The sequence below is a fragment of the Streptococcus fryi genome, from assembly GCF_053206505.1.
The window spans coordinates 1-24,785 of sequence record NZ_JBRUGW010000002.1; the positions used below are offsets into that span (position 1 = coordinate 1).

Annotated in this window: 26 protein-coding genes, 1 tRNA gene, 1 other RNA gene and 1 pseudogene; 21 read left to right on the plus strand and 8 right to left on the minus strand. The window is 41.2% G+C overall.

Annotated features, from left to right (window positions below):
• Both ACVRZH_RS00810 and ACVRZH_RS00815 read right to left on the minus strand, forming a co-directional pair.
• Positions 1-781, minus strand: a 781-nt coding sequence (locus ACVRZH_RS00810; RefSeq protein ID WP_447453551.1) for an ISL3 family transposase, incomplete at its 3' end; no start/stop codon positions are given.
• Positions 782-1,266: 485 nt separating this feature from the next.
• Positions 1,267-2,176: pseudogene (locus ACVRZH_RS00815) on the minus strand (IS630 family transposase); the annotation flags it as partial.
• Between the two features lie 41 nt (positions 2,177-2,217).
• Between ACVRZH_RS00815 and ACVRZH_RS00820 the strand changes: the two are divergent.
• Both ACVRZH_RS00820 and ACVRZH_RS00825 read left to right on the plus strand, forming a co-directional pair.
• Positions 2,218-2,670, plus strand: a complete 453-nt coding sequence (locus ACVRZH_RS00820) for a helix-turn-helix domain-containing protein (protein WP_447453435.1) — start codon at positions 2,218-2,220, stop codon at positions 2,668-2,670.
• A gap of 79 nt (positions 2,671-2,749) precedes the next feature.
• Positions 2,750-3,046, plus strand: a complete 297-nt coding sequence (locus tag ACVRZH_RS00825; RefSeq protein WP_447453436.1) for a hypothetical protein — start codon at positions 2,750-2,752, stop codon at positions 3,044-3,046.
• A gap of 303 nt (positions 3,047-3,349) precedes the next feature.
• Here the strand turns inward: ACVRZH_RS00825 and ACVRZH_RS00830 are convergent.
• The 4 genes from ACVRZH_RS00830 to ACVRZH_RS00845 all read right to left on the minus strand — a co-directional run bounded on the left by ACVRZH_RS00830 (position 3,350) and on the right by ACVRZH_RS00845 (position 5,762).
• Positions 3,350-3,422, minus strand: a tRNA-Lys gene (locus ACVRZH_RS00830).
• Positions 3,423-3,615, minus strand: a non-coding RNA gene (ssrS, locus tag ACVRZH_RS00835) — 6S RNA.
• 364 nt (positions 3,616-3,979) lie between these two features.
• A complete protein-coding gene (locus ACVRZH_RS00840; protein ID WP_447453437.1) occupies positions 3,980-5,275 on the minus strand; it encodes a replication-associated recombination protein A in 1,296 nt (431 codons plus the stop codon).
• On the minus strand, positions 5,265-5,762 hold the full coding sequence (locus ACVRZH_RS00845; RefSeq protein WP_447453438.1) for a GNAT family N-acetyltransferase: 498 nt from the start codon (positions 5,760-5,762) through the stop codon (positions 5,265-5,267). Before ACVRZH_RS00845 ends, ACVRZH_RS00840 begins: the two co-directional genes overlap by 11 nt.
• 113 nt (positions 5,763-5,875) lie before the next feature.
• On the opposite strand from ACVRZH_RS00845, the gene ACVRZH_RS00850 reads away from it, so the two are divergent.
• The 3 genes from ACVRZH_RS00850 to ACVRZH_RS00860 are packed head-to-tail and all read left to right on the plus strand — an operon-like array spanning position 5,876 to position 8,027.
• Positions 5,876-6,346 (plus strand): DUF3013 family protein, encoded by a 471-nt coding sequence (locus tag ACVRZH_RS00850; RefSeq protein WP_447453439.1) that lies wholly within the window; start codon positions 5,876-5,878, stop codon positions 6,344-6,346.
• A gap of 19 nt (positions 6,347-6,365) precedes the next feature.
• Complete coding sequence (gene prmA, locus ACVRZH_RS00855) at positions 6,366-7,319, plus strand: 50S ribosomal protein L11 methyltransferase (RefSeq protein ID WP_447453552.1); 954 nt, start codon at positions 6,366-6,368, stop codon at positions 7,317-7,319.
• On the plus strand, positions 7,320-8,027 hold the full coding sequence (locus tag ACVRZH_RS00860) for an RsmE family RNA methyltransferase (protein ID WP_447453440.1): 708 nt from the start codon (positions 7,320-7,322) through the stop codon (positions 8,025-8,027).
• Between the two features lie 126 nt (positions 8,028-8,153).
• Here the strand turns inward: ACVRZH_RS00860 and nrdI are convergent, their stop codons facing one another.
• Complete coding sequence (gene nrdI, locus ACVRZH_RS00865; RefSeq protein WP_447453441.1) at positions 8,154-8,603, minus strand: class Ib ribonucleoside-diphosphate reductase assembly flavoprotein NrdI; 450 nt, start codon at positions 8,601-8,603, stop codon at positions 8,154-8,156.
• 83 nt (positions 8,604-8,686) lie between these two features.
• Here nrdI and ACVRZH_RS00870 point away from each other — a divergent pair, with 83 nt between their 5' ends.
• Positions 8,687-9,196: a methylated-DNA--[protein]-cysteine S-methyltransferase gene (locus ACVRZH_RS00870; protein WP_447453442.1), complete on the plus strand. Its 510-nt coding sequence runs from the start codon at positions 8,687-8,689 to the stop codon at positions 9,194-9,196.
• A gap of 91 nt (positions 9,197-9,287) precedes the next feature.
• Here ACVRZH_RS00870 and ACVRZH_RS00875 read toward each other — a convergent pair whose 3' ends face one another.
• A complete protein-coding gene (locus ACVRZH_RS00875; protein WP_447453443.1) occupies positions 9,288-10,322 on the minus strand; it encodes a M42 family metallopeptidase in 1,035 nt (344 codons plus the stop codon).
• 140 nt (positions 10,323-10,462) lie between these two features.
• Between ACVRZH_RS00875 and ACVRZH_RS00880 the strand changes: the two genes are divergently transcribed.
• The 15 genes from ACVRZH_RS00880 (at position 10,463) to relB (ending at position 24,765) form a co-directional block, all read left to right on the plus strand.
• The gene (locus tag ACVRZH_RS00880; protein ID WP_447453444.1) at positions 10,463-11,200 is read left to right on the plus strand and encodes a response regulator transcription factor; all 738 of its coding nucleotides are present in this window, start codon (positions 10,463-10,465) and stop codon (positions 11,198-11,200) included.
• The gene (locus ACVRZH_RS00885; protein WP_447453445.1) at positions 11,197-12,537 is read left to right on the plus strand and encodes a GHKL domain-containing protein; all 1,341 of its coding nucleotides are present in this window, start codon (positions 11,197-11,199) and stop codon (positions 12,535-12,537) included. Before ACVRZH_RS00880 ends, ACVRZH_RS00885 begins: the two co-directional genes overlap by 4 nt.
• Before the next feature lie 285 nt (positions 12,538-12,822).
• Complete coding sequence (locus ACVRZH_RS00890) at positions 12,823-13,557, plus strand: hypothetical protein (protein ID WP_447453446.1); 735 nt, start codon at positions 12,823-12,825, stop codon at positions 13,555-13,557.
• A 14-nt stretch (positions 13,558-13,571) separates the two neighbouring features.
• Positions 13,572-14,447, plus strand: a complete 876-nt coding sequence (locus ACVRZH_RS00895; RefSeq protein WP_447453447.1) for an ABC transporter ATP-binding protein — start codon at positions 13,572-13,574, stop codon at positions 14,445-14,447.
• A gap of 2 nt (positions 14,448-14,449) precedes the next feature.
• Positions 14,450-15,220, plus strand: a complete 771-nt coding sequence (locus ACVRZH_RS00900) for a hypothetical protein (RefSeq protein ID WP_447453448.1) — start codon at positions 14,450-14,452, stop codon at positions 15,218-15,220.
• 139 nt (positions 15,221-15,359) lie between these two features.
• A complete protein-coding gene (locus ACVRZH_RS00905; protein WP_447453449.1) occupies positions 15,360-17,573 on the plus strand; it encodes a RelA/SpoT family protein in 2,214 nt (737 codons plus the stop codon).
• Positions 17,573-18,016 (plus strand): D-aminoacyl-tRNA deacylase, encoded by a 444-nt coding sequence (gene dtd, locus ACVRZH_RS00910; RefSeq protein ID WP_447453450.1) that lies wholly within the window; start codon positions 17,573-17,575, stop codon positions 18,014-18,016. Before ACVRZH_RS00905 ends, dtd begins: the two co-directional genes overlap by 1 nt.
• A gap of 62 nt (positions 18,017-18,078) precedes the next feature.
• The gene (locus tag ACVRZH_RS00915; RefSeq protein WP_447453451.1) at positions 18,079-18,351 is read left to right on the plus strand and encodes a cytochrome c-type biogenesis protein; all 273 of its coding nucleotides are present in this window, start codon (positions 18,079-18,081) and stop codon (positions 18,349-18,351) included.
• A gap of 135 nt (positions 18,352-18,486) precedes the next feature.
• Entirely contained in the window at positions 18,487-20,382 is a 1,896-nt protein-coding gene (locus ACVRZH_RS00920) for a M13 family metallopeptidase (RefSeq protein WP_447453452.1), read from the plus strand.
• Between the two features lie 74 nt (positions 20,383-20,456).
• A complete protein-coding gene (gene rlmB / locus ACVRZH_RS00925; protein WP_447453453.1) occupies positions 20,457-21,185 on the plus strand; it encodes a 23S rRNA (guanosine(2251)-2'-O)-methyltransferase RlmB in 729 nt (242 codons plus the stop codon).
• Positions 21,186-21,187: 2 nt separating this feature from the next.
• Positions 21,188-21,709 carry an NYN domain-containing protein gene (locus ACVRZH_RS00930; RefSeq protein ID WP_447453454.1) on the plus strand — a complete coding sequence of 174 codons (522 nt, stop codon included), beginning with the start codon at positions 21,188-21,190 and terminating at the stop codon, positions 21,707-21,709.
• A gap of 244 nt (positions 21,710-21,953) precedes the next feature.
• Complete coding sequence (locus tag ACVRZH_RS00935; protein ID WP_447453455.1) at positions 21,954-22,847, plus strand: DUF7916 family protein; 894 nt, start codon at positions 21,954-21,956, stop codon at positions 22,845-22,847.
• Positions 22,848-22,952: 105 nt separating this feature from the next.
• Entirely contained in the window at positions 22,953-24,008 is a 1,056-nt protein-coding gene (locus ACVRZH_RS00940; RefSeq protein WP_447453456.1) for an LPXTG cell wall anchor domain-containing protein, read from the plus strand.
• A gap of 110 nt (positions 24,009-24,118) precedes the next feature.
• Positions 24,119-24,577 carry a hypothetical protein gene (locus tag ACVRZH_RS00945; protein ID WP_447453457.1) on the plus strand — a complete coding sequence of 153 codons (459 nt, stop codon included), beginning with the start codon at positions 24,119-24,121 and terminating at the stop codon, positions 24,575-24,577.
• Positions 24,574-24,765 carry a type II toxin-antitoxin system RelB family anti-toxin gene (gene relB, locus ACVRZH_RS00950; protein WP_447453458.1) on the plus strand — a complete coding sequence of 64 codons (192 nt, stop codon included), beginning with the start codon at positions 24,574-24,576 and terminating at the stop codon, positions 24,763-24,765. Before ACVRZH_RS00945 ends, relB begins: the two co-directional genes overlap by 4 nt.
• The last annotated feature ends 20 nt before the right edge of the window (positions 24,766-24,785 follow it).

Genomic DNA, 24,785 nt, shown 5'->3' on the forward strand with positions numbered 1-24,785 from the left:
GTTTGAATGCCTTGTATTCATGAGACTTTCTGTCAAACTGATTCATGACTTGTATGCGCAAACGATTCATAGCGCGACTCATGTGTTGTACGATGTGAAAGCGATCAAGGACAATTTTAGCGTTAGGAAAAAGTTTCTTAGCGATATCATAATATGGACTAAACATGTCCATTGTAATGACTCTGACACGGTTTCTGACAGCACTAGGATAGCGTAGGAAGTGATTGCGAATAGTTGCCTGTGTCCTCCCATCCAGAATAGCGATCACTTTTAGCGAGTCGAAATCTTGTGCGATAAAGCTCATTTTCCCCTTCTTGAAGCTGTACTCGTCCCAAGACATCTTTTCAGGTAGGTGGTTCAGGTCTGTCTTAAATTGGAACTCCTTTAGCTTTCGGATAACCGTTGAGGTTGATACAGCTAGGGTTTGAGCGATGGCAGTCATGGTTACATTCTCAATGAGTTTCTGTGCAATTTTCTGATTAAGGATGACAGGTATCTGGTGATTTTTCTTGACTAGAGAGGTCTCAGCGACGGTTATTTTTCTGCAGTCATAACAGCGAAAACGTCGCTTTCTCAATCGAATTAGTGTCTTGTAGCCGGCACATTCTAGATAAGGTATTTTGGATGCTTTCTGGAAGTCGTATTTGGCCATTTGACCTTGGCAATGGTGGCATTTTGGGGCGGGATAGTCCAGTTTAGCGATGATTTCCTTATGTGTTCCCGCCTCTTTATAATCCAAGATAGTGATATTAGGGTCTTTTATTTCGAGTAGGTTTGTGATAAACTCCTCGCTTTTTTATTTTTAGGCTCGGGAAGAACTAGTCACTCCCCCGACTAGTTCTTTATTCCATATGAGGCTTTCTAATGATGGTTTGCTTGCTTTTCATTATAGGTCATATGGGACTTTTTGATACTCAAAAGGCCCTATAATCTCTATGGTGGAGTTACCCACTACAGAAATTATAGAGCCAGGTTTTTAAACTTTGTTTCAGACAAAAGACAAACTAGCTCATTTACTAGTTTGTCTTTTTGTTTTCTGTGTTATTTTTGAAAAAATAGTTTAAAAAAGTGGTTTGGGCCAAGACAATACTTAACAAAAATCAAAATCTGATATATAATACTTATATGATATTTACACAAGATCAAATCACAGAACTCAAGTCAGCCTTGAAGGATAAGCAGCTCTCTTCCTATTACAAACGAATTCAAGCGGTCTATTTACGCTCACAAAACTTGACTTATAAGGCTATTTCTGACTTATACTCATCAAATATCAAAATCTGAAAACAACCAATTTCTATAAACAATAGTTTTCAACACAGACCACTGCAGGCTTTGTATCACCTCTTGTAGCTTATCAATGACATCATCAAGCATCTTAAAGGCCTTATTCTTAAATCCTCTCTTACGAATCTCAGCCCAGACTTGCTCAATCGGATTCATCTCAGGCGTATAAGGTGGAATGAATGTAAAGCCAATATTGGCAGGCTTCTCTAAGGTCCGTGATCTATGCCATACAGCGTTATCCATCACAAGTAAGATATAGTCATTAGGGTAGGTTTCAGATAATTGCTTGAGGAATGCATTCATCCAATAGGTATTGCAACCCCCAGCAATGATGCAGAAAGATTCCCCTGTGTTGGCATCGACAGCACCATAGCAGTATCGGTATTCTCGGACATAGTGGCTATGAACATGGGGACGCACTCCTTTTGGTGCCCATGCCTTCCCAATTTTACTAATCCATCCGAACCCTGCTTCATCTTGGTACATAAGTCTGACTTTATGGTAACGACGGCTATACTTAAAGCGCTTTCTTGTCTTCTTGAAAGTAGATTTTATTTTTAGACGCCAAAATCGTTTTGGCATCTGCCTTTTTAGGGTGTTCGGGTCTTGGTGTCACTTTGCGCCAACCGTGACGCTTCAGCAGCGCATAAAATCCTTCTCGGGTTGTCTCTTTCCCGATTTTAATTTGATAAGCCTCATGCATCTCTGCAATGGTGACAAACTGTCCTGAAGTACTACCAACAAACTGTTCTTCTAAGAACGCTTTTTCTTCTTCGTATGTGAGATAAGAACAATGACGGCCTCCTCGTGCATCATAGGTTAGAGAAGAGAGACCTTCTTGTTTATATTTTTTTACCAAACGCCAAATGGTATCATGAGATAAACCGATTAATACTTAACTAATTTCAAAAACTGAAGTATAGTAGAAACATGGAATTTACTAACGAAATGATTACAGAGCTCAAAACAGCTCTAAAAGATAAAAACTTAGCACCTTATCACAAACGTATTCAAGCAGTTTATCTCAGGGCAAATCAAACTCCCTACAAATTCATTATGGATATGCTTGATGTCTCACATGATACGGTTTGGAGATTGACTAAGAAATATCAAGAACATGGTTTAACAGGCCTTGTTTCAGATGCTAGAGGAGGTCGTCGCCACTCTTATATGACAGTTGAAGAAGAAGAAGCTTTTTTGAGTGAGCAGTTAGCTTCTGCTGTAAATGGAGAGTTTGTAACTGTTGAATCCCTCTATAGAGCTTATCAAGATAAACTTGGTCGTACGACGACTAAAGATGGTTTTTACCAACTATTGAAACGTCATGGATGGGTCAAAGAATCAAGAGATTCTTTGAGGTGGGAGATAGAGCTTACGCAGTAAGCAACAAAAGTAACTCCCCGTCCAGAACATCCAAAGAAAGCAGACGCCGAAACGATTTTAGCGTCAAAAAATAAAATCTTTGTACAAGGAAAAATCAAGTAAGCGATTTCTTGAACAAAATGCCTATAAGCAAACCCGTCTTATGTATCAAGATGAGGCAGAGTTTGGTCGGATTAGTAAACTGGGGGCATGTTGGAGTCCTAAAAACTATCGTCCGAATATCTCAAGCCATCACATCCGAGAATGTCGTTCCTGCTATGGTGCGGCAGATGCACATACAGGGGAATCTTTCTTCATAATAGAAGGAGTTAAAATATCAGAATGTTTAAAGTATTTGCGTATTGATAGTGGTAAATCTAAGGATTATTTTCGCTGATTTAGGTTTTTCAAAGACTATGATCTGGGTTGGTAGTAGGCATACTTTTGGAAGCTATCTTTTATCAAAGAAAGTAGATATGTGAGTTGTTGCTAAAATCTTAGGTCATAAAGATATACAACATATGATGGAAACTTATGGTCATTTAATGTTTGAGTTGGAGCAAGAGGGTTTTGATGATGTTAGAACGTTAATGGATTTAAGGTAAATCTTTTAAAAAGCTCAATTTGACCAAATTTTGACCAAAAGCCAATAAAAAATAAAAACCCCTTGATTTCAAAGGGTTTTTACGGAGATATTCAATCCTCCCTGCAGGGTTCGAACCTGCGACCCACGGATTAAGAGTCCGCTGCTCTACCAACTGAGCTAAGGAAGGAAAAGTGCTGTATTGGTACCGATGATTCACAGTTTGTATTGAACCCGCGCAAATAAGCAGGTGGGCAACTCGCTTTGACTTAGCTGCTTCCGCGTGAAACGGCCTGCATGCTGTCAAAAGACTTTTGTTTCCCGAATAATACAAAAAATAGTCGGTCAACACATGAGAGTGAATTCGTATACCACAGCAAAACTTTATATTCCTATCTTACCACTTTTTTAAAAAATTTCAAGTCCCCAATGTGATTTTTTGAAAACGTTATCCTTTATTTGAGGTTGGTACTTTTCAAGTTGCAGATAGTAAATTCCTTTTCTACGTTAAACACATCGAAACTGAGCAGTTTCTACGAAATATTGTTCGTAGTCAAATTTCTTTGCATTGATCTGTTTAACTTGTCCGAAAGTCCTAGGTTTTAGTTTGCGGTAGGCGGTAGGGCGATTCGGACCATATGTTTCGGATTATTGGATGGTTTCAATTATTCTGAAAGTTTGGCTTCAATTTTCCTGCATTATGGTTTAGAAATATAGTGATGAGCTTCTTTTCTATTGCATTTCATTTTACAAGGTGGGTTTATTTTGGTGATTTTTTTGTTTCAAAATGTTGATATTGTCTTGAATCTGGCTTAAGGCTCTTTCGTATTTGCCAGTATCATTGGGTTTGAAATAAATTGTATTTATTAGTTTATCTGGCAGATACTGTTGGTCTACCCATTTTTCTGGGTAATCATGAGGGTAGAGGTAATCTTGGGCGTTGCCGAGTTCTTGGCTTCCCTGATAATGCCCGTCTCTAAGGTGTCTTGGGATGGGTAAGTGTCCATAATTTTTCAAATCGCTTAGTGCAGCGTTCATAGCTAAATAAGCAGAATTAGATTTTGGAGACAGAGCAAGGTCAATCACAACGTTAGCAATCAGGATTCTTGCCTCTGGGAAGCCGATTTTTTGTGCTGCATCTAATGCTGTTACGGTGTGGACTTGCGCATCTGGATTGGCAAGGCCAATGTCCTCGTAGGCAATAATAGTCAAGCGTCTAGCTAGACTAACCAAATCACCTGCTTCAATCAAGCGTGCGGCATAGTGCAAACTAGCATTGACATCTGAGCCACGAATGGACTTTTGGAGGGCTGATAGGATGTCATAGTGAGCGTCACCGTTTTTATCCATGCTAATGTAGCTGCGTTGCAAGCTGTTTGCCATTGTGTCCAAATCAATATGCCTTACGCCCTCGTCATTAGGTTTGGTTGATAGGACAGCTAAATCAAGCGAATGATAGGCAGAACGGAGGTCACCATTAGTGGATTGACTGATAAAATCAAGCGCTTCTTGAGTGATTGTGACAGGGAAATCATAACCCTTGTCTTTATCCTTGAGGGCTTTTTGGATGGCAAATTTAATGTCATCTTGTTCTAGTGGTTCCAGTTCGAAGATTTGTACGCGGCTTCTGATGGCGGGTGTGACGGAGAAAAAGGGATTCTCAGTAGTTGCGCCAATCATGGTGAGGTAGCCATTTTCCAGTAAGGGCAAGAGAAAATCTTGTTTGGTCTTATCTAAGCGATGGATTTCATCTAACAAAAGAACCAAGCCACCTGAGAATTTGGCTTCTTCTGCAATTTCCTGTAATCGTTTTTTGGTGTCTGTGGTAGCGTTGAAGGTTCGAAAGGCGAATTTTGTTGTTCCTGCAATAGCTGACGCGATAGAGGTTTTGCCGATGCCTGGTGGGCCATATAGGATCATTGAGGATAGGCGGTTGGCTTCCACCATCCGTCTGATGATTTTACCGTCGCCAACCAGATGTTGCTGTCCGATGACATCATCAATGGTTTTAGGACGCATTCTAAGGGCTAAATTATCTTGCATAGGAGTTATCTTCTAAGTGTTTTCCATAAATCAGATCATCATGGCTGCTTCCGTCAATCTTGAAATGCCCCGATAATTGTCCTTCTTGCTTAAACCCATTTTTTTCATAGCATTTAATGGCACTGTTATTGCCACTTGTGATATGAATGGCAATTTTGGTATACCCTTTTGATATAGCTACGGATGTGAAAAACTGTAGCAAGGCTCCACCAATACCTTGTCTGCGATAGTTCGGATCTACTAAAAGTCCAAAAGTGACGACATGCTTACCTTGATCAAAAGGATAGTAAGGATTATAACTTAGCGTTCCAACAATCTTATCGTGTATCACAGCAACTAATCGACCAGATCTATTATTTTGTTCCTTGACTAAATCAATCTCGCTTAATTTATTCTCATAAAACGGCGATGTTTGAGCTGTCCAATAAGTATTTTCTAATTCAAGAACATCTAAATAATCTTCTTTTTTTATAGGACGAATGAGCATTGTTTTTCTCCTTTGTTAATTGTAACCATTATATCATAACTGATTCGTAAAATCTTTGATAGAACTGTTGGTTTGAAAATGCTATAATGGTAACAGAAAGTAAGAGGTTTTGTATGAGCAAATATGGTTTTTTGAGTGTTTTGGAAACCGAATTAGAGAAGTCTTTTCCGTTTGATTTTTCAATGAATTGGGATAAGCGTCAACATGCAGTCGAGGTGAGTTTTGTTTTAGAGGCTAACAATGCCAGTCATGTAGAGACTGTTGACATGGATGGTGAAGTTGTGACAGAAGATATTGTTTTGGAAGAATTTGTTTTGTTCTATCATCCTGAAAAGAGTCATTTTGATAAAGAGGACTACTTGGTGACATTACCGTATGATCCTAAAAAAGGTCTGTCCAAAGAGTGGATTGCTTACTTTGTGGATACGCTTAATCAGGTTGCAGAGCAAGGTCTGGATGATTTGATGGATTTCCTAGCAGATGAAGCAGCAGAGGAGTTTGCGATGGTTTGGCCAGAGGAAGCGTTTGATGAGGGACTTGAGACTTTGGTAGAGACAGTGTTTCACCCTTATCCTAGATACTAATGGAGGATGTGTGATGACAATGGATAAATGGCAAGAATTGACAATTGAAATCAGACGTGAGGTTGAGGAGGCTGTTTCGAACATTTTAATTGAGGCAGGGGCAAGTGGTGTTGCGATTGATGATAGTGCCGATTATATTGGGAAAGAGGACTTGTTTGGGGAGATTGTGCCTGAGGTGGAACAGGTTGAGACGGTTCGTATCACCGCTTATTATCCTGATACTGTTGAGATGACAGAACTTGAAGCGGCTATCTTAGCCCGTTTAAATGAGCTTCAGGAACACGGCTTGAATACAGGAGAAGTCCAGATTTTTCGTCAGGAATTGGCAGAGGAGGATTGGGCTGACAATTGGAAGGCTTACTATGAACCCGCTCGTATTACGCATGATTTGACCATTGTTCCGTCTTGGACGGATTATGAGCCTAAGGTTAATGAAAAAATCATTAAATTGGACCCTGGTATGGCTTTTGGAACGGGGACGCATCCAACCACTAAAATGACCTTATTTGCCTTATCGCAAGTCTTGCGTGGTGGCGAGACAGTGATTGATGTGGGGACAGGTTCAGGTGTTCTGTCGATTGCTAGTTCTTTACTTGGGGCGGAATCCATTTATGCTTACGATTTGGATGATGTGGCTGTACGTGTGGCTAAAGAAAACATTGCTCTTAATCCCAATATGACTAATATCCAAGTGGCAACAGGAGATTTGTTAAAAGGTATTAATGTTGAAGCTGATGTGATTGTGGCTAATATTTTGGCAGATATCTTAATTCATTTGACTGAGGATGCTTATCGTTTGGTCAAGGATGAGGGCTATTTGATTATGTCAGGGATTATTTCAGAGAAGTGGGAGATGGTCAAGGCTTCGGCTGAACAGGCAGGGTTTTTCCTCGAAACACACATGATTCAAGGGGAATGGAATGCCTGTGTCTTTAAGAAAACGAAAGACCGTTCTGGAGTGATAGGAGGCTAGATGCAACAGTATTTTGTCAAAGGCGTACTACCTGAAAATCCTGTTACGATTAGTGATAAGGATACCATCAAGCATATGTTTCAGGTGATGCGTTTATCAGAAGGAGATAAGGTGGTTTTGGTCTTTGATAATGGGGTCAAATACCTTTCCCAAGTCCGAGATGATAAGTCATATCAATTTGAACTGCTTGAGGCTTTGCCTGATGATGTTGAGTTACCTGTTGAGGTTGTGATTGCTTCGGCGTTTCCTAAAGGTGATAAGTTAGAATGGATTGCTCAAAAGGCGACAGAATTAGGAGCGAGTGGGCTATGGGCATTTCCAAGTCAATGGTCAGTGGTCAAGTGGGATAGTAAAAAGTTAGCTAAAAAGCTAGAAAAGCTGGCTAAGATTGCCCAAGGAGCAGCTGAACAAAGTCATCGCAACAAGGTGCCAGATGTTAGGTTGTTTGAGACACAGCAGGCATTTTTGGCTAAATTAGCCGGATTTGATAAGGTCTTTCTTGCCTATGAAGAATCTGCTAAAGCTGGTGAACGCTTATTATTTATTTTTGGGCCAGAAGGTGGTATTTCGCCGGAGGAGCTTGCTTTGTTTGAACAGGCTGGAGCTATCAAGGTTGCTTTGGGGCCGCGTATTTTAAGAGCAGAGACTGCTCCCTTGTATGCTCTTAGCGCTGTGAGTTACGCCTTAGAGTTGTCAAAACATAATTAAAATTAGTTATAGTGTCTTTCAACTAATGGCAAAACGAAAAGAGTGGGAGAAAATCGTAATGTCTTAGACATTGATTTTCTCTCACTCTTTTGATGTTGTTTGTGATGATTGTTTTTATATAACACACTAAACGTTATCGATCACAGTTAGGATTTTATTCCCAATTCGTTCAACATCGTCTTGAAGTCCACGCAGTTCAAATTCATCAAGTACAGGAAATCCAAAACGCTGACTATACTGGCGAGCTGTTAGGCAAAATTGATCATTGAAGTTACGATTGCCACTGCCAACAATTCCCATGCAGTTGAGGTGGTTATCATGGGCAGCAATAAAGTCCCCTAGTGGATTAGTTAAGATCTCTACATCACCATTATCAATGCCGTTGCCACCTTCTAAATAAGTGGGTAAGAAAGCGACAAATGATGTGGTGATGGGAAAGGTTTGGTGGTTGAGCTCTTTGATATTGATCGGTATGATAGGGATAGAGAGGTGTTGTTCCAAGTAGGTTTTTAAGCGCGTGACAAAACTTTTGGTATTTCCAGTCAGACTGATATAAACTAGAGGTAGTTCTTGCATAATACTCCTTTGACTAATGGGTGATGACTTGATTATAGCTTGAACTAGTGACCTTGTCAAAGAAAAATCGGTGGAGGAATGGTATGATTTATACGACGATATATCAGTCACCCTTAGGAAAAATCTTATTGGCTTGTGATGACGATGGGTTGTTGGGCCTATGGTTTGAAGGTGCTAAGTATTACGGGAACGGGCTCTCAGAAGATAGTCTTGTCTCACACCATCATCCTATCTTGGTCAAAGCTCTCGCATGGTTGGAGGCTTATTTTTCAAAGCAAATCCTCCCAGAGTTGCCTCCCTTGAAGGCTAGGGGAAGCAGTTTTAGGCGAATGGTCTGGTCTGAATTGCTGACGATTCCCTACGGACAGACGATGACCTATGGCGAGCTAGGGCAACGTGTTGCTAAGCGAATGGGTGTTAAAAGTATGTCTGCCCAAGCGATTGGTGGTGCGGTTGGGCATAACCCATTGTCACTAATGATTCCTTGTCATCGTGTTTTAGGTGCTAAGGGGGCATTGACAGGTTATGCAGGAGGCTTAGAGCGTAAGCGACAGCTCTTAGCTTTGGAGGGTGTTGTGATAGCCGACATTTAAAGCAATTTCTATTATGAAGTCATAAGAAAAAGCCAATGCTATAAGGTTTACGGGTCTTGTTGCATTGGCTTTTTGGTGATGTTGTGGGTGGTTAAATCATTTCGCTGTTGACATAGGCATCGACGAGTTGTTCAGTAGCCTTGACCGAATCAATATGAGTGCGTTCATAAGAATGGCTTGATTCGATACCGGCACCTAGTAGGGCATGGCGAACTTCAGCCCCAGCACGCATGGCTGCTGAAGCATCGCTACCATAGTAGGGGTAGATATCCAGTTTGTAAGGGATATTGTGCTTTTCAGCAAGAGCAACCATGTGTTGACGAAGCCCAAAATGGTAGGGGCCAGACGCATCTTTGACACAGATAGAGACGCTATATTCATCTGTTTGCTGGTCATCCCCCATCGCTCCCATATCAACCGCTAGGTATTCAACGGTTTTTTCAGGGATACTTGAGTTGGCACCGTGCCCCAATTCTTCAAAAGATGAGAAGTAGAAATGAGTAGTGTATGGTAATACGGTTTTGTTTTCGGCATATGTCTTGAGCAGGTTGAGGAGAATAGCCGCTGAAACCTTGTCGTCCAGATGACGAGATTTGATGAAGCCTGTGTCTGTGACGATGGTGCGAGGGTCAAAGGAAATGAAATCGCCAACCTCAATGCCGAGTGCGCGTGTTTCATCGGCACTTGTGACCTTTTCATCTAAACGGACTTCCATATTGGCTTGGTTACGTTCAGCAGTGCCAGCGTCACGATAGACGTGGACAGAAGTTTGGTGCATAAGGATTGTTCCAGAGACTGTCTGACCATTTTTACTGATATGGATAGTACAGTTCTCACCTTCGATAGCATTGTAAACGAACCCGCCGATAAGGTCTAGCTTGAGTCTGCCATCAGGTTTGATAGCTCGTACCATAGCGCCAAGGGTGTCCAAATGGGCAGTGAGCAAGCGATGTTGGTCATCGTTTTGCCCTTTGACTGTCACTAAAACCCCGTCCTTGTGGGTGCGTGTGGCTTGGTAGCCCATGCCTTTGACCTCAGCCATAACATAATCCATGATTTGTGATGTAAAGCCTGTTGGTGAGGGAATGTTAGTGAGGGTTGTAATGTAATTGAGTGTCTGTGTCATTGTGTCCTCCTTTGTCAATTCACCTATTAGTATAGCATACTTAGCAGAAAATGTGGAAGGCATAGTTGCAGGCGAATAGGGTGTTGTCGTCTCGTTATGTTATAATAAATAGCATAGTATAGTTAGGATAGGATGAGTGAATGTTAAGGATTGTCATATTAGAGGATGATTTATACCAACAGGGGAGATTGGAAGAGGCGATTAGGCAATATACGACAAGGCGTGGTCAGAAGTATCGTCGCTTGTCTGTTTTTGGCAAACCGCAACAACTCCTTGAAGCCATTGAGGAGACGGGTGCTCATAATCTGTATTTTTTAGATATTGAGATCAAGGGCGAAGAGAAAAAAGGTATGGAGACGGCTCAGGAGATTCGTCTTAGAGACCCAAGTGCGTTGATTGTATTTGTGACGACGCATTCAGAGTTTATGCCACTGACCTATAAATATCGTGTTTCTGCTTTAGATTTTATTGATAAGGGGCTTTCGGATGAGGATTTTCAAGAAGCTATCTCGTCTGTTTTAGAACATGCTTATGCGACATTGAAAACCTCTATAGCGACGGATGCCTTTGTCTTTAAGAGTGAGCATTCACATATTCAGGTGCCTTTTTCAGATATTTTATACTTTGAGACATCTGCTACGGTACATAAGATTGTGTTGACGACTAAGACGGGTCATATGGAATTTTATGGCAAGGTCTCAGATATTGCCAAGGCGGACAAGCGTCTTTACCAAAGCCATAGGGCTTATGTGGTCAATCCTGATAATATCGTCAAGATTGATCGTCTGAAACACATGGTTTTCTTTGATAATGACGAGTCATGTCTCGTATCGCGGTTAAAACTGAAAGGCTTGATTGAAAGGGTTGAGAAGCGATGATATCTATTGTATTTCTGTTTGGTCTGGATATGCTCCTAAAGATTTATCTCTTTAGCCAATTGAGTAAACAGAAGGTGAAGACGAGTGTTCGGTTTGTTTTTGCCTTTTTGGTTGGTTTAATAGCTGTTTTGCTATCAGAAACTTTCCTATACATAGAGCCAGTCATGCTCTTTTTGTTGGCATTTTGGCTGAGACCGAGATGGCGCTTGAATCAGTATCTGTTTTACTGTCTTCTCCCTTTTTCATCGGTGGACTTGTTCCAGAGAATGTCGGGTTTCTATGAGTTGAAACGGGTTATTTTTTCTTATCCAGCGGACTCCTTTGAGGCTTATCTCTTTATTGTGATTGGCTTAAGTTTGTTTTTGGGGATGTACTTAGTGTTTGTCAAAGTTTTTCGGATTGATTTTGACATTGTTCGTCAGCTTTTTTACTATCCGCAATTTCATTGGTTGGTGCGTTTGTTAAATGCCTCAATGTTGTTTTATAGTGTGTTACTGCATTCTATCCTGGTGTGGGGTGGTAATGATCGGGAAGCGTCAATTACTATGGGACTTGGTTCAACGGAGTTTAGTATTGATCTCAATCTGTCTCAGCTCTTTTTGTTCATTGGTTTTATTATCTACACGAATTTAAAATTGAAAGACATTTTAGAGGAGGAGGTAAGGGAAAGTAAAGAAGATCAGCTAGCGGCTATGATGGCTTACAGTCATCATATTGAGTCCTTATACAAGGAAATTAGAGGATTTCGACATGATTATACTAATGTGCTGATTAGTTTCAATGAAGCTATCAAGCACAAGGATATGGCTACGATTGAAAAGATTTACCGTTCGGTATTGGCAGATTCTGATAAATTGTTTTATAAAAGCGGTTATGACATTGCCAATTTAGCGAATCTACAACATGCTGCTATGAAATCAATTGTGTCAGCTAAGATGATTGAGGCACAATCTAAGGGCATTAGTCTATCTGTTGAGGTCGAAAAGGCAATTGATATTCCAGAAGGTATTGAGGTGATTGAGCTGTTGAAAGTCTTGTCTATCTTTTTGGATAATGCGATTGAAGGAGCAAGTCAAGCATCCACTCCAGAATTGTGGTTTAGTTATTTTAAGGATGGGACGACTTATGTTCTCTTAATTGAAAATAGTAGTTTTGAGGAACGGGTCAATACCAAGACAATCTATGACTATGGGCATTCTAGTAAGGGTGCAGATAGGGGTATAGGTCTGGCAACAGTCAAAACCATTGTGGATAAGTACCCTCAGATGAGCCTGATGACAAGCAGTCAGAATTATCGTTTTAGACAAGAGCTGACAGTGGGAGTAAGTCGTTTTTAGATGAGGTTGTCTTAAGGCTAGTGTTGAGACAATCATAAGTCGAGCAATTGGGTGCTTTGGTGTTACTCTAGTTGTCTTTTTAGGGTGGGATAAGATCGTTTTTGACGAAAGAACGATTGTTCCCATTCTTTTTTTGTGACTTTTATCAGAAGTATGCCTATTTTTTTGTGGCGATAAACCATTCATTACAAAATAAATACCATTTATGACATTTTGCACTAAAACATCTTGTTATATCGTATACTTAATCGTGTTAAATCAATAGTGTGATGAAGGAGTCAGACAATGACATTACTAATATCTGTATTTCGGTCTGTTTTTAAGAGACGAGATGTTAATATTTTACTATCGTTCAGTTTCCTACCGCTGATTATACCAGCCTTGTCTGGAGTGATGGAAGGTCAGTTAAGACAGGATGTTACAGGCAGTCTGGTTAATTTTTTTGCCTCGATCATTGAAACACAGTACCAATTGGTGTTGCCAGCACTGGTGTTTTCTTTGATTGTATCATCTGTTTTTCGTGATGAGATTAACTCAGGTTTACTTTTTTTGTACAAGGACATCAAGCGTTCAACGATTTTAAATGCGAAACTCCTTAGTCTATACTTGGTGTACGTGATTTACTTGATAGGAACCTTTATTGTAACGACAGTGATTTACTTCCTCTCTATTGCGCCACAGACAGCTGTCGCTATTTTTCCGAGACAGGATGGTGGACAGGTCTTTTTACAAATCCTAACAGTAGTGATGATTCATGTGATTTTGATAACACTTGTGGCTGCAGTTTCCCTTAAGAAAACGAGTTTGATAGGGGTTTTGATAGGTATTCTCTTTAATATAATGGCACAAGTAGCTCCTTTGCTTAATGGGTTTAGATATATTTTCCCCAATACCTATCCGACCTTGATTGATAGACTGTCTTTCGGGCCAGCCTTTGGCATCAGTGTTTTTCTTGGTGTCCTTTATATCACATGGGCTTATTTATCGGCACGTCGTCAGTTTAATAAGATTGAATACTAGAAATGGAGAATGCTATGCTTACGATTACAAATTTATCAAAACAATTCGCAGGAAATGATTTTTACTCACTCAAGGATGTTAATTTAGAGATTAAGAAAGGTGAGATTGTCGGTCTGATTGGTAAAAATGGGGCGGGTAAGTCAACATTGATGAAGTTGATGGCCAAGTCTTTAAAACCAACAACAGGTCAGATTATGTATAAGGGTGTTGATATCAACACCGCTGATAATTTGTTGTCAGATTTTGGGATTATGATTGACCCTGTTTTCTATCCTGAGATGTCAGTCGTGGATAATCTGAAGTTTTATTTAAAGCTACATGGTAAAACAGAGTTTCTTCCCAATATTGAAAAGACTTTGAAATTACTGGAGTTATGGGATGCTCGTCATCGTAAGCCTAAAGGCTTCTCGTTTGGGATGAAACAGCGTACAGCACTAGCTATTGCCATGGTAGCTGAACCTGATTTTTTGATTTTGGATGAGCCTTTTGTCGGCTTAGACCCTATCGGTGTCCAAAAGTTGATTGACATTTTGAAAGAGTGGTCAAGCCAACGTCAGATTTCAATGTTAATCTCCAGCCACCAACTTGGTGAATTGGAAGCTCTTTGTGAGCGCTATATCTATATTGAAAAAGGTGAGTTAGCAGATGCGTTTGACGGTCAATCAGCACCAAGTATCTTTGTCCATCTTCGTGCAGAAGCGTTAGAAATGGATTTATCAGCTTATCTCAGTGAAGGTATGATGTTTGATGGTGAAAAGCTAGAGGTGTCAACACAGGTAACATCAGATGACTTGAATACGCTATTAAGCTATTTAGCTAGTCATCAGTGGATTGAGGGGATATCTATAAAAGAAAACCACTTGAAAGAAATCTTTAGCAGAGGAGAATAGTAATGTATCGTATTGTTTTACCTGTTTTCGAGAGTATCTGGAAGCGTAAAGAGACTAAGGTATTCTTATCCTTTTCGGTGCTCTATCCGACCTTGTTTTTGGTATCAACTTTTTTACCTGAGGGGTCAAATTTTCTGGTGCCATCTACGTCAGATGGGTCAAAGTTTGCATTCTCTGATTTGTTTCCTCTCATTTTTGATGCTTCGATTGATTTTGTCTTACCTGTTCTAGCCTTGTTTTATCTAACCTTTACTGTTTTTAGGACAGAAGCTGATAGCCATACCATGTTTCTCTATAAGGATATTAGTCGTAAGGACATCTTTTTGGCCAAATTGTTCAGTTTGGTTATGATTATCCTTAGTTATACAGGATTGTTCTTCCTTGTATTTGGGCTGTATTACTATTTACGCATTGGTCATATGCCTTATGCGGATATGATTTTCCTGTCATCTATTCCTGGGGGCAATGCTGCTCTTGTACAAGTGATTATGGGACTGATTTTTGATATGATTGTCTGTGTATGTTTGGCTACGGTCATGTCCTTGTATTTTGGTATTGGTCTAACGATGACGATGGCTTTTACCTATTCGATTGGTTCAACGATTTTGGGAATTTTTGGTTTTGCTGCTTTTTTCCCTGCAGGTGATATTGGTTATCTTTTCGAAGGGGGTAGTCTCTTGGTTACTTTATCGTTATCCACTTTTGTGACGGTATTGTATTCGGGAGTGCTGACTTACTTTGGCTTGAAGCGTTTTAAGCTACTGGAGTTCTAATCATCACTATCGGTCAATATCAATTATGCTTATCTGATAGAAAAGCTCACTGATTTTCATGTAGTGTGGCTTTTTCTTTTGTCTGAAACATGGTAAAATAGGTAACACGATTAAGAGTTCTAGAGAGAGGAGGCGTTTGATGGCGAAAATTATTGATTTGACTGGTGAAGAAGTTGTTGCCCTGACGAGTTTGTATTTGAATGAAAAAGATGTTGCCTTTGTTCAACGGGCTTTGGATTTTGCGGTTAATGCACACCGATTACAGTTTAGAAAGTCCGGTGAACCCTATATTATTCATCCGATTCAAGTGGCGGGAATTCTTGCAAAGTTACAGTTAGATGCTGTGACGGTTGCCTGTGGTTTTTTGCATGATGTGGTTGAAGATACTGAGACGACGTTAGACGACATGGAAGAAGCTTTTGGTAAGGATGTTCGCAATATTGTAGATGGGGTGACCAAGCTCGGTAAGGTAGAATATAAGTCACATGCGGAGCAGTTGGCGGAAAATCACCGTAAGATGCTGGTGGCGATGTCCAAGGATATTCGTGTTATTTTGGTTAAACTAGCTGACCGTCTGCACAATATGCGTACACTTAAGCATCTTCGCAAGGATAAGCAGGAACGGATTTCACGTGAAACAATGGAGATTTATGCTCCGTTGGCACATCGCTTGGGGATTAGCCGTATCAAGTGGGAATTAGAAGACCTTGCCTTTCGTTATTTGAATGAGCAGGAATTTTACAAGATAACCCGTTTGATGAAAGAAAAACGCCGTGAGCGTGAGCTTTTGGTCGAGGAAGTCGTGACCAAACTGCGTGATTATACGCAAGAGCAAGGGCTGTATGGCGAGATTTATGGGCGTCCCAAGCATATCTACTCCATCTATCGCAAGATGCATGATAAGAAAAAGCGATTTGACCAGATATTTGATTTGACAGCGATACGTTGTGTTATGGCTACGGCAAGTGATGTCTATGCTATGGTAGGTTATATCCATGAGTTGTGGCGTCCTATGCCAGGGCGGTTTAAGGATTATATTGCTGCACCAAAATCCAATGGTTACCAATCTATCCATACGACAGTCTATGGGCCAAAAGGGCCGATTGAGTTTCAGATTCGTACCAAAGCCATGCACGAGGTGGCAGAGTATGGGGTTGCGGCTCACTGGGCTTATAAGCAAGGCATTACTGAAAAAGTCAGTGGCAAGGCGATGGACTGGATTAAGGAGATGATTGAGCTTCAAGCGGACAGTGGAGGCGATGCTCAAGAATTTGTGGATTCGGTCAAAGAAGACCTCTTTGCCGAGCGGATTTATGTCTTTACCCCAAATGGTGCCGTTCAGGAGCTTCCAAAGGATTCTGGTCCGATTGATTTTGCTTATAACATTCATACACAGGTTGGAGACAAGGCGACAGGTGCCAAAGTCAATGGTCGGATGGTGCCTTTGACAGCCAAGTTGAAAACAGGAGATGTGGTTGAAATTATTACCAACAGTAATTCTTTCGGCCCAAGTCGTGACTGGATTAAGATTGTCAAGACCAACAAGGCACGTAACAAAATTCGTCAGTTCTTCAAGAGTCAAGATAAGGAACTATCTATTAACAAGGGTCGCGAACTCTTGATTTCAACCTTCCAAGAACAAGGCTATGTGGCCAACAAGTACCTTGATCGCAAGCATTTTGAAGATTTGCTGCCAAGAATTGGCTATAAGAGCGAGGAAGCCTTGTATGCGGCAATTGGCTTTGGTGAGATTTCAGCGATTAGTGTGTTCAATAAATTGACCGAGAAAGAGCGTCGTGAGCAAGAAAGGGCTAAGGCTAAGGCTGAAGCCGATGAACTGATGAATGGTGGCGAGGTTAAGACGGACAAGCGCGATGTTCTCAAAGTCAAGAGTGAAGGTGGCGTGATTATCCAAGGGGCATCAGGTCTCTTGATGCGTATTGCCAAGTGTTGTAACCCTGTTCCAGGTGACGCTATTGAAGGCTATATCACTAAGGGACGTGGTGTGGCGATTCACCGCTCGGATTGTAATAATATCAAGAGCCAAGATGGCTATGAACAGCGTTTGATTGAGGTTGAGTGGGAAGAGAGCACCGTTAATTCAAGTCAAGAATATATGGCAGAGATTGATATTTATGGTCTCAATCGCAGTGGTTTGCTGAATGATGTGCTCCAAATCCTATCCAACATGACTAAGAATATTTCAACGGTCAATGCTCAGCCGACTAAGGATATGAAGTTCGCCAACATTCATGTCAGCTTTGGGATTACGAACCTTAATAATCTGACAACGGTGGTGGATAAGATTAAGGTTGTCCCAGATGTGTATTCAGTGAAAAGGACGAGTGGTTAATGAAAATTATTATACAACGCGTGTCAGAAGCAAGTGTTGCGATTGATGGTCAGGTGACAGGTCAAATTGGTCAAGGATTGTTATTGCTTGTGGGTGTTGGACCAGATGACGACGCTAACGATATTGCCTATGCTGTTCGAAAAATCAGTCAGATGCGGATTTTTTCTGACCATGATGGCAAGATGAACCTTTCTATTCAAGATATTAAAGGTGACATCTTATCTATCTCGCAGTTCACTTTGTTTGCCCAAACCAAGAAAGGCAATCGTCCAGCTTTTACAGGAGCGGCATCTCCAGACCTTGCTAGTCGTTGTTATGAGGAGTTCAATGAGGCTTTAGCCCAGCTTGTACCGGTGAAAACAGGTGTTTTCGGAGCAGATATGAAGGTATCTCTGGTCAATGACGGGCCTGTGACCATTATTTTGGACACCAAAAACCCATAGTTTTTAAGGATGTTGATGTGAGTCATACTTGAGACTATGGTCAGATAAGAAGGAGAAGTGTTATGGAAACTAAGTGGCTTTGGATCGGTTTGGCAGTGTGGGTATTCTTACTTTATACTGCTTATATCAAGTATCGTCAGCAGATTGCTGCCGTGTTATCCAATCAAGATGTCGTGAAAGAAATTAGCCGTAAATTACTGGCAGGTGAAACAGATGATGCTATATTGAGCTTTATGCGTGAGCATTACAAGATTACAGGAATGGCAGCAGGCAATAGCTTGAATCAAATCAAAAAAGCCTTGGCTCAAAGACAAGCTCAAAAAGAGAAGAAATAGGGATGTAAATATGAACTGGAGCTGAACCTTTTAAGAGGATTTCAGCCCAGTTTTTGGCTATTTTCACAGTTTGGGCTGGTAATATGGGACTTTTTTGGTAAAATGTTAGGTAAGATATGAAGAAAGAGGTATGATATGGTACGATTACAAGATGATTTTTTCCAAGCGGTAAATGGCGAATGGGAAAAGACAGCCGTTATTCCTGATGATAAACCTGTGACAGGCGGTTTTATGGATTTGCATACAGCGATTGAGGACTTGATGCTAGAGACGACAGACGCTTGGTTGGCAAGCGACACGCTACCAAGTGACCCAATTCTTGCCAATTTTGTCAAGTTCCACCGTCAAGTGAGTGATTTTGAGACTAGAGAAAAGCTAGGAGCTGAACCTGTTCAAGCCCTGATTGACGAATACCGCAACTTAAACTCATTTGCTGACTTCACTAAGCGCATGGCTGAGTACGAATTAGCTGGTAAACCTAATCTGTTACCATTTGGTGTGTCGCCAGACTTTATGGACGCTCAGACCAATGTCCTCTGGGCATACGCACCACACACTATCTTGCCTGACACCACTTACTATGCCGATGATAACGACAAAGGTAAGGAATTGTTGGCGACATGGCGTGCTTGTCAAGAAGCCCTACTGCCAAAACTTGGTTTGGCTGATGATGAGATTAAGGATATTTTAGATAAGTGCATCGCTTTGGATGCCAAGATTGCCAAGTATGTTCTGTCAAGTGAAGAAGGTTCAGAGTATGCCAAACTATATCACCCGTATGCTTGGGCAGACTTTAAAGCCTTAGTGCCAGAACTACCGTTAAGCGACATTTTTACATCTATTTTAGGCACGGAACCTGATAAAATCATTGTTCCAGAGGAGCGTTTCTGGACACAATTTGCAGCAGAATTCTACTCAGAAGATAACTGGGAGTATCTAAAAGCCTATCTTGTTCAAGGTGCAGCAGTGGCTTATACGTCTTATTTAACAGATGACATTCGTGTCTTGTCAGGGACTTACAGCAGAGCATTGTCAGGAACACCAGAGGCGATGAATCAGCGTAAGGCAGCCTTTTACTTGGCATCAGGTCCATTTAGCCAAGCGCTTGGTCTTTGGTATGCTGGTGAGAAATTCTCGCCAGAAGCAAAAGCTGACGTGGAACATAAGGTGCAAACCATGATTGATGTTTACAAGTCTCGTCTGGAAAAGACAGAGTGGTTGGCTAAGGAGACACGCGATAAGGCAGTGACCAAGCTAAATGCTATCACAGCCCACATTGGCTATCCAGAGCAATTGCCAGAGACATACGCTAAAAAGGTCATTGATGAAAGCAAGACGTTGATTGAAAATGCTAATGCTCTCGCTCAAATCAGCATTGCGCACACATGGAGCAAGTGGAACAAGCCTGTTGATCGCAAAGAGTGGCATATGCCCGCCCACATGGTCAATGCTTACTATGACCCACAACAAAACCAAATCGTCTTTCCTGCGGCAATCCTTCAAGCACCATTCTATTCATTAGAGCAAAGCTCATCAGCCAACTACGGCGGTATCGGTGCTGTTATTGCCCATGAAATTTCACACGCCTTTGATACCAATGGTGCGTCCTTTGATGAGCATGGTAGTCTCAACGATTGGTGGACTGAAGCAGACTATGCTGCCTTCCAAGAAAGAACGCAGAAGGTCATTGACCAGTTTGATGGTCTTGAGATTGAGGGGGCAAAGGTCAATGGAAAACTCACCGTTTCTGAAAACGTTGCCGATTTAGGTGGTCTTGCGGCAGCACTTGAAGCAGCTAAGCAAGAAGCAGACTTCTCAGCGGAAGACTACTTTACCAATTTTGCAACTATCTGGCGTATGAAAGCTCGTCCTGAGTATGTTCAAATGTTAGTATCCGTTGACGTTCACGCCCCAGGACGCTTCAGAACAAACGTCCAAGTAGCAAACTTTGATGATTTCCATGACACCTTTGATGTCAAAGAAGGGGATGGCATGTGGCGTGATAAAGAGAAGCGCGTGATTATTTGGTAGAGATTTAAGGCTCCAATATCACGAAAGAAGGTCAGAGATTATCCGACCTTCTTTTTCTATGGTATAATAGGTCTATGGAAAATAATGATATCGTCTATGGTGTTCATGCTGTAACGGAGAGTTTACAGGCAGGCACTGGTAATAAATTGTATATTCAAGATGACCTTCGTGGCAAAAATGTGGATAAGATAAAGGCGCTTGCGACTGAGAAGAAAGTGTCGATCTCGTGGACACCTAAGAAAACCCTAACTGAGATGGCAGAAGGAGCTGTCCATCAGGGGTTTGTGTTGCGAGTGGCAGCCTTTGCCTATGCTGAATTATCTGATTTGATGGCTAAAGTAGAAGAAGAGGAAAATCCTCTCATTTTAGTCCTTGACGGTTTGAATGACCCGCATAACTTTGGCTCTATTCTGAGAACGGCTGATGCGACTAATGTGTCAGGTGTCATCATTCCCAAACACCGTGCCGTTGGTGTCACACCTGTGGTCACAAAGACGGCTACTGGCGCTGCTGAACACGTGCCAATTGTACGTGTAACCAACCTCAGTCAAACTCTTGCTAAGCTCAAGGAAGCTGGCTTCTGGATTTTCGGGACAGATATGGCAGGGACACCCTCAACCAAGTGGAATACCAAAGGTAAGCTCGCTTTGATTATCGGTAACGAGGGCAAGGGGATTTCAACTAACATCAAAAAACAAGTCGATGAGATGATTACCATTCCCATGTCAGGTCACGTGCAAAGCCTCAATGCCAGTGTTGCTGCGGCCATCTTGATGTACGAGGTTTATAGAAATCGAGGCTAGGCATGAAGCGTAAAATATTGTTGGTTGACGGTTATAATATGATTGCCTTTTGGGAGGAGACACGTCAGTATTTCAAAAAAGGAGAACTTGATGTCGCACGAAACATTCTCTTAAACCGTCTGAGTAATTACGCTAGTTTTGAACGCTTAGATGTCACGGTTGTCTTTGACGCTGAGTTTGTGCCTGGTGTGCGCTTGCGCTATGACCATTATAATCTGACGGTCGTTTTCACGGCAGAAGGTGAAACGGCAGACGACTACATCGAGCACCTCGCTGCAGAGCTCAACGAAGGCAAGTGGACAGTTTCTGTGGCTACCAGTGACCTCAATGAGCAATGGACGGTGTTTGCCCAAGGAGCACTCCGCGTTCCTGCGCGTGAGTTGGAAGACCGTATCAAAAAAACACGCAAGACCTTGGGTCAGATGAGTGAGACTATCCAACTCTATAATCCTAGACTACGTCCTTGGCGTGAAGAACAATTGGCTAGCCTCCAATCTCTGCTAGATAACTGGGAAGATGACTGAGCATGACTGAAGATTAAGGTACTTGATAAAATGTTCAACCCTCATAGCTGATTTACTAACCTTACGGGGTGAGATAACAAAATGGATTTCAATGAAATCAGGCTTGTTGTCCTACTCCTTTTTGATTACTTTGAGATAGATGGTTGAAGATGGTGATGAATTGATGGTATGACACATAAAAACGTTTTCATAACAATACAATTAGGTTATACTAGTAACTAGATAAAAAGATAGGAGAGAGATAATGAAGCGATTAATCTCATGTTATGCTAGTGACTTAGTTGGTATTAGTAAGGAAGATTTGAAACAAGCGATTAAATCAAGCGAGGGACGGACGATTTTGGGAGAGACAGTTGTCACTGCTGCTCCCTTGATTGAAGGAGTGACTAATGCTGAGATGATGGCTAGTTTTGGTTGTGATCTCCTCGTTTTGAATGAATTAGATGTTTTTCAGCCAGAGATTGTCGGTTTTTACCCTTGTGAGAATCCTGTGGCAGAGATAAAACGCTTGACGGGGCGTCCTGTGGGCATTAATCTTGAGCCTGTGGATGAAAACCTTGCTGTCTTAGATGAGAAAGTCCATTTGCCATCTGGTCGTCTCTTAAGTCAGGAGACCTTAGAGGCGGCAAATCAGCTAGGTGTTGACTTTATCATGCTGACAGGTAATCCATCAACGGGTGTGTCTTTAGAGGCGATTAAAGAGGCGATAAAGCTTTCTGTAACACATTTTGATGGTTTGATTTTTGCTGGTAAAATGCATGGAGCAGGTCTTGGTGAAAAAGTCGTTGACCCAGAAGCCTTGAGGGATTTTGTGACTTTAGGAGCAGATGGTATCTTGGTACCTAGTGTCGGAACAGTACCAGGTATTCGTGAAGAGCTGTTAAGTCCAGTGATTGAGGAGCTACAAGAAAAAGGCGCTCTTGTCATGTCAACTATAGGAACAAGTCAGGAAAGTGCTGATGTGGATACTATCCGCTCATTTGGTTTGAGTAACAAACGTTTGGGAACAGATATTCATCATATCGGAGACGGGGGTTACGGTCGTATGCCAGACCCTGAAAATATAGTGGCTCTAAGCATTGCCGTAAGAGGCAAACGACACACTTACTTCCGTATGGGGCAATCGGTCAGACGGTAGGTGCTTGGTATAGTAGATTTATTTGATATATTCCTCTCAAATAACTTGACAATATATATATATATATATAATGGATTTGATAAAAAAATTTAGGAGAAACAGATAATGAAAAAATCTATTTTAACGTCTTTATCACTTGCAACAGCTGTTCTTTCTTTAGCAACAGCACCTGTTTATGCAACAGAGGTGACTACATCGGAAACAACTGTGTCAACGAATCAGCCTTTTACGGCAGAAGTGACAGTTCAAGGTGATTATGAGTATCTTGTTCCAAGGTTTAGAGGGATATTAGAGAAGGAGACTGGCAATTCTACAGGTATCGACTATCATATTAAGAATTTAGATTCGAATACTTATGTTTCATCCCGTAACTTCTTGGTACATAAGCCAAAAAATACTGAAGACTTTAGTAGAGAACGGATGTCTATTTATAACTTACCTAATGGACATTATAGTGTTGAATTTTATGGAGCTTTTTATAGTGATTATAATGGGCAGTTACTGACTACTGTGTCTTTTGATATTAATCGTAGCAACGCCTCGTCTGAAACGTCTAATCCAGCAGTAAAACCAGAAGCAACACCCGAGGTAAAACCAGAAGCAACACCCGAGGTTAAACCAGAAGTCAAACCAGAGGTTAAACCAGAGGTAAAACCAGAGGTAAAACCAGAGGTTAAACCAGAGGTTAAACCAGAAGTAAAACCAGAGGTAAAACCAGAGGTAAAACCAGAGGTAAAACCAGAGGTAAAACCAGAGGTTAAACCAGAGGCTAAACCAGAAGTAAAACCAGAGGTAAAACCAGAGGTAAAACCAGAAGTAAAACCAGGGGTAAAACCAGAAGTAAAACCAGGGGTTAAACCAGAAGTAAAACCGGAGGTTAAACCGGAGGTTAAACCAGAGGTTAAACCAGGGGTTAAACCAGAGGTTAAACCAGGGGTAAAACCAGAGGTTAAACCAGGGGTTAAACCAGAAGTAAAACCAGAGGTTAAACAAACTTCTCAAGCACCAGTTAAAAAGGAAGCTCAAAAAGTAGCTGTATCTAACACACCTAAATCAACAATGAAGGAATTACCTAAAACAGGTGACGCATCAAGCTTGTTATCATTTGTTGGAATTCTATCAACTGCTGGAGCTTTCTTAGTGAAAAGAAATAAAAAATAATAAAAATGATTAAGAGAGGGCAACCTCTCTTTTTTATGACAAAATGTCAAAAATAATTTACAAAAAGAATGTTAAGTGTTACAATAAAAGAAAAAAACAGGAGGAAGTCAATGATGACAAAAAAAGAAATGGTCAAACTTGACGAACGGCAACAGCACTTTCTATTGAGATCCTATCAAATAGGTTTTTGGACGGTGATAGGCTTGCTTTGGGCGCAGCATGTATTTGGACACTTGTGGACGGATTATATTGCACAAGAGACGCTATATTTTTCGTTCCTATGCATTGGTGTCGGTGTGCAGACAGTTTACGCTGTTCTAAAGGACGCTCATCCTTTTCTGAATCAGAAAAATGATGTCGTAACTCTCAGGATCCTTTTGGTGATATTTGTTTTTGCTATTACTATGCTAGGAGTGACTATCCTGAACATTTTCGGTGGTGATGGTGAGCTTGCTTTGTTGGATAAAGGTGGTGCTACTAGTTTTTTACTGCTGTATGCTACTCTCTTGTCAATGGTCAGTAGCCTTATTTATAAACTATTACAAAATCGTCGTGAGGCAGAAAAATGAAAAACCTCCGATTAAAAGCAGCGAGAGCAGGAAAAGACCTGTCTCAGCAGGAGCTAGCAGAAAAAGTAGACGTCTCACGCCAAACCATATCAGCTATTGAAAAGGGCGATTATAACCCCACCATCAATCTATGCATTCGCATTTGTAAAGCCTTAGATAAAACCCTCGACGAGCTCTTTTGGGAATAAGTCGCATATTATACTAAGAC

What these genes read in the sequence shown, in the direction of transcription:
- ACVRZH_RS00890 (WP_447453446.1), top strand. Translation starts at nt 12,823, where the DNA reads ATGACATTACTAATATCTGTATTTCGGTCTGTTTTTAAGAGACGAGAT.
- ACVRZH_RS00840 (WP_447453437.1), bottom strand. Translation starts at nt 5,275, where the DNA reads ATGCAAGATAATTTAGCCCTTAGAATGCGTCCTAAAACCATTGATGAT.
- ACVRZH_RS00930 (WP_447453454.1), top strand. Translation starts at nt 21,188, where the DNA reads ATGAAGCGTAAAATATTGTTGGTTGACGGTTATAATATGATTGCCTTT.
- ACVRZH_RS00940 (WP_447453456.1), top strand. Translation starts at nt 22,953, where the DNA reads ATGAAAAAATCTATTTTAACGTCTTTATCACTTGCAACAGCTGTTCTT.
- dtd (WP_447453450.1), top strand. Translation starts at nt 17,573, where the DNA reads ATGAAAATTATTATACAACGCGTGTCAGAAGCAAGTGTTGCGATTGAT.
- ACVRZH_RS00820 (WP_447453435.1), top strand. Translation starts at nt 2,218, where the DNA reads ATGGAATTTACTAACGAAATGATTACAGAGCTCAAAACAGCTCTAAAA.
- ACVRZH_RS00895 (WP_447453447.1), top strand. Translation starts at nt 13,572, where the DNA reads ATGCTTACGATTACAAATTTATCAAAACAATTCGCAGGAAATGATTTT.
- ACVRZH_RS00845 (WP_447453438.1), bottom strand. Translation starts at nt 5,762, where the DNA reads ATGCTCATTCGTCCTATAAAAAAAGAAGATTATTTAGATGTTCTTGAA.
- ACVRZH_RS00945 (WP_447453457.1), top strand. Translation starts at nt 24,119, where the DNA reads ATGATGACAAAAAAAGAAATGGTCAAACTTGACGAACGGCAACAGCAC.
- prmA (WP_447453552.1), top strand. Translation starts at nt 6,366, where the DNA reads ATGGATAAATGGCAAGAATTGACAATTGAAATCAGACGTGAGGTTGAG.
- ACVRZH_RS00920 (WP_447453452.1), top strand. Translation starts at nt 18,487, where the DNA reads ATGGTACGATTACAAGATGATTTTTTCCAAGCGGTAAATGGCGAATGG.
- rlmB (WP_447453453.1), top strand. Translation starts at nt 20,457, where the DNA reads ATGGAAAATAATGATATCGTCTATGGTGTTCATGCTGTAACGGAGAGT.
- nrdI (WP_447453441.1), bottom strand. Translation starts at nt 8,603, where the DNA reads ATGCAAGAACTACCTCTAGTTTATATCAGTCTGACTGGAAATACCAAA.
- ACVRZH_RS00870 (WP_447453442.1), top strand. Translation starts at nt 8,687, where the DNA reads ATGATTTATACGACGATATATCAGTCACCCTTAGGAAAAATCTTATTG.
- ACVRZH_RS00935 (WP_447453455.1), top strand. Translation starts at nt 21,954, where the DNA reads ATGAAGCGATTAATCTCATGTTATGCTAGTGACTTAGTTGGTATTAGT.
- ACVRZH_RS00875 (WP_447453443.1), bottom strand. Translation starts at nt 10,322, where the DNA reads ATGACACAGACACTCAATTACATTACAACCCTCACTAACATTCCCTCA.
- ACVRZH_RS00860 (WP_447453440.1), top strand. Translation starts at nt 7,320, where the DNA reads ATGCAACAGTATTTTGTCAAAGGCGTACTACCTGAAAATCCTGTTACG.
- ACVRZH_RS00900 (WP_447453448.1), top strand. Translation starts at nt 14,450, where the DNA reads ATGTATCGTATTGTTTTACCTGTTTTCGAGAGTATCTGGAAGCGTAAA.
- relB (WP_447453458.1), top strand. Translation starts at nt 24,574, where the DNA reads ATGAAAAACCTCCGATTAAAAGCAGCGAGAGCAGGAAAAGACCTGTCT.
- ACVRZH_RS00880 (WP_447453444.1), top strand. Translation starts at nt 10,463, where the DNA reads ATGTTAAGGATTGTCATATTAGAGGATGATTTATACCAACAGGGGAGA.
- ACVRZH_RS00850 (WP_447453439.1), top strand. Translation starts at nt 5,876, where the DNA reads ATGAGCAAATATGGTTTTTTGAGTGTTTTGGAAACCGAATTAGAGAAG.
- ACVRZH_RS00915 (WP_447453451.1), top strand. Translation starts at nt 18,079, where the DNA reads ATGGAAACTAAGTGGCTTTGGATCGGTTTGGCAGTGTGGGTATTCTTA.
- ACVRZH_RS00885 (WP_447453445.1), top strand. Translation starts at nt 11,197, where the DNA reads ATGATATCTATTGTATTTCTGTTTGGTCTGGATATGCTCCTAAAGATT.
- ACVRZH_RS00905 (WP_447453449.1), top strand. Translation starts at nt 15,360, where the DNA reads ATGGCGAAAATTATTGATTTGACTGGTGAAGAAGTTGTTGCCCTGACG.